Source organism: Rubrivirga sp. (assembly GCF_049648075.1).
In the GTDB taxonomy this organism is placed as follows: Bacteria; Bacteroidota; Rhodothermia; order Rhodothermales; family Rubricoccaceae; genus Rubrivirga.
Map to the genome: position 1 here is coordinate 1 of NZ_JBARYR010000714.1, position 2,481 is coordinate 2,481.

Genomic DNA, 2,481 nt, shown 5'->3' on the forward strand with positions numbered 1-2,481 from the left:
GGGCTACCGCGCCTCCCGGTTCGTCCGGCGCAACCGCGTCGCCGTTGTCGGCGCGTCCGCTCTCGTGGTCGCGCTCCTGGGCGGCACGGGCGCGGTGCTCTGGCAGGCGCAGGAAACCGCGCGCGAAGCGGAGCGCGCCAATGCAACACTCGATTACGTCCTCGGCATGTTCGAGACCATCGACCCGGTGGCCCTCGAGGGCGGCGAGATCCGGTCGGCGGACCTGGTGGCGCCGGGGTTAGAGCGAGCCGCCGCCCTCGAGGACCAGCCGCTCGTCCAAGCGTCGCTCCTAGCGGGCTTGGGCCGGCTGAGCGTGAGCCTCGGCCTGTTCACGACCGCCGACTCGGTCCTGAGCCGATCCGTCGAGGTCCGGCGTCGCGTGCAGGGACCGGACCACGCGGACCTGGCCGAGCCGCTGACGTGGCTGGTCCGCTCGAGGACGGCGGAGCGGCGCTACGACGACGCCTTCGAGGCCGGCTTCGAAGCCGTTCGCTTGCTCGGGTCGGCTCGCGATCCCGACGCGCTCGCCCGTGCCCAAATCGCGCTCGCCCAGGTCCACTACCGGCGACGCGAGGATCCCGAGGCGGCGGCTCTCTACCGGTCAGCGTTGGGCCACGCGCGGCAGCCGGAGACGGAGATGGAGGCCACGCTCGGCCTGGCGACGCAACTCGTCGAGGCCGACAGCCTCGAGGCCGCCCTCCCCCTCTTCCAGCAAGCGACTGACCTCGCCACCCGGTCCTTCGGCCCGACCGACCCGCGCACGGCCGACGCGCTCTACGAGTACGCCGACGCCGTCCAGGCCAGCGGCGACCTCGAGGGCGCCGAGCGCGTTCACGAGCAGGCCCTCGAGGTCTACGAGCGCGCCTACGGAAGCGGCGACTATCGGACGGCCCGGAGCTTGTACACCCTCGCCAACCTCCTGCACGAGTCCGACCTCGAGGACGCCGAGCGCTTCTACCGATCCGCCCTCGAGGCCTACAACGCTTCGACACTCGACAGCGACCACCTGTGGCGCGAGTACGTCCGTGTGGCACTCGGCGGTCTGCTGCTCGAGACCGACCGGCCGGCGGAGGCGTTGCCGCTCCTGGAGACCGGCGCTGACGCGTTCGCCGAGGCGTTCGGCGACGAAGACGCTAGCACCCTTTCCGCTCAGACGAACAGAGCGAAAGCCCTTATCCAAATGGGCCGAGCGGCGCAGGGCCTTCCAATCCTCCGAGCGGTCGACGGGGCGCTCGAGCGCGAAGCTCCCAAAGACCCCTTGCGCACGACGGTGCTGGACGCCCTCTCCGGCGCACTCAGGACGCTCGGGCGGCACCGGGAGGCATCGGCCGTCGCTCAGAAGCGGGCGCAGTTGGCGTCCCTCGAGGACGAGTAGCCGTCCTCGAGGGCGCGGTGTCTAGTACCTGGCGCGGAAGCCACCAGCGATCGGCTCCCAATCGAGATTGCCGGGGTCCCCGATGACCTTGACACGACCGCCGTGGAGGAAGTCGAGGTCTTCCGGGGTGAAGCCACGTGCCGGTCGGGGGCGCGGCGGGCACTTGTCGAAGACGTAGCCTCCGAAGACGACGAAGCCTTGGCCAGCCTTCTCACCCTGAGACGGCTCGCAGCGATCTCCGCCACGCGGAAGTGGAAGCGGCCGGCCGATGTTCACAGCGACCTCGTCGCCGATGCGGGACAGAGCCTCTCCAACCAGGAATGCCTCCCCCGGCTGCAACTCGATCCTCTCGCCGCGGATGTGCAGAACCACGGCCTCTCTTCCTGCTTCGACCGCGACCTCTTCCGTCACGGGGTGGATGGTCGTGCCTCCCTCGCTCGAGGCCATGGCGACGGGGACGGATGTACCGACGGAGGCGCTGGGCGACGGCGCCGTGCTTGTATCGCAGGCAACGAGAAGACACGCGAGAAGCAGAGGAGCGAAGCGGAGCATGAGCGGTTCGGGCAGTGGCGGGAAGGACGCACCCTACATACGGGATCCCTCATGGTCAGCCGTCACGCCGTCTCGGAAAAGCCCGACGACTCCTAAACCCCTACCGGAAACCGCGCTCTCGACGTCTCCTTCGTGTCGGAATCAGCTTGCGCGCGTGGGAGCGTAAAGCTGAACCGGCTACCGTGCCCCGGGATGCTAAACACGCCGCACGTCCCACCCAGCTTCGTCACGATCCGCTGGACGATCGACAATCCGAGGCCGTGGCTGTCGGCGCGGTCCTCGTGGGCACGCTCGAAGGGAGCGAACACGGCGGCGCGGGCATCGGCACCAAGGCCGGCGCCGTTGTCCTGGACCCAGAACCGGACCGCGTCGGCCTCGAGGTCGGCACCGAGCGTGATGTGGGGCGGGTCGCCGCCGTACTTGACGGCGTTGCTGATGTAGTTGGACCACACCTCCTCGAGCCACGGCCCATAGCCCATCGCCGTCGGCCACGCCTCCGCGACCTCGAGGACGGCCCCGTGCTCGCGTAGGAACGGGCCGAGCCGGTCGAGGGC

General features: G+C 69.8%; 3 protein-coding genes. 1 reads left to right on the plus strand and 2 read right to left on the minus strand.

Going from position 1 to position 2,481, the window contains the following annotated elements; translation table 11 throughout:
* On the plus strand, positions 1–1,375 hold a 1,375-nt coding region (locus WBA11_RS18840), incomplete at its 5' end, for a tetratricopeptide repeat protein (RefSeq protein WP_424522168.1).
* Between the two features lie 21 nt (positions 1,376–1,396).
* Here the strand turns inward: WBA11_RS18840 and WBA11_RS18845 are convergent.
* A complete protein-coding gene (locus tag WBA11_RS18845; protein ID WP_424522169.1) occupies positions 1,397–1,786 on the minus strand; it encodes a hypothetical protein in 390 nt (129 codons plus the stop codon).
* 233 nt (positions 1,787–2,019) lie between these two features.
* Positions 2,020–2,481: sensor histidine kinase (locus WBA11_RS18850; protein ID WP_424522170.1), on the minus strand; the 462-nt coding region annotated here is incomplete at its 5' end.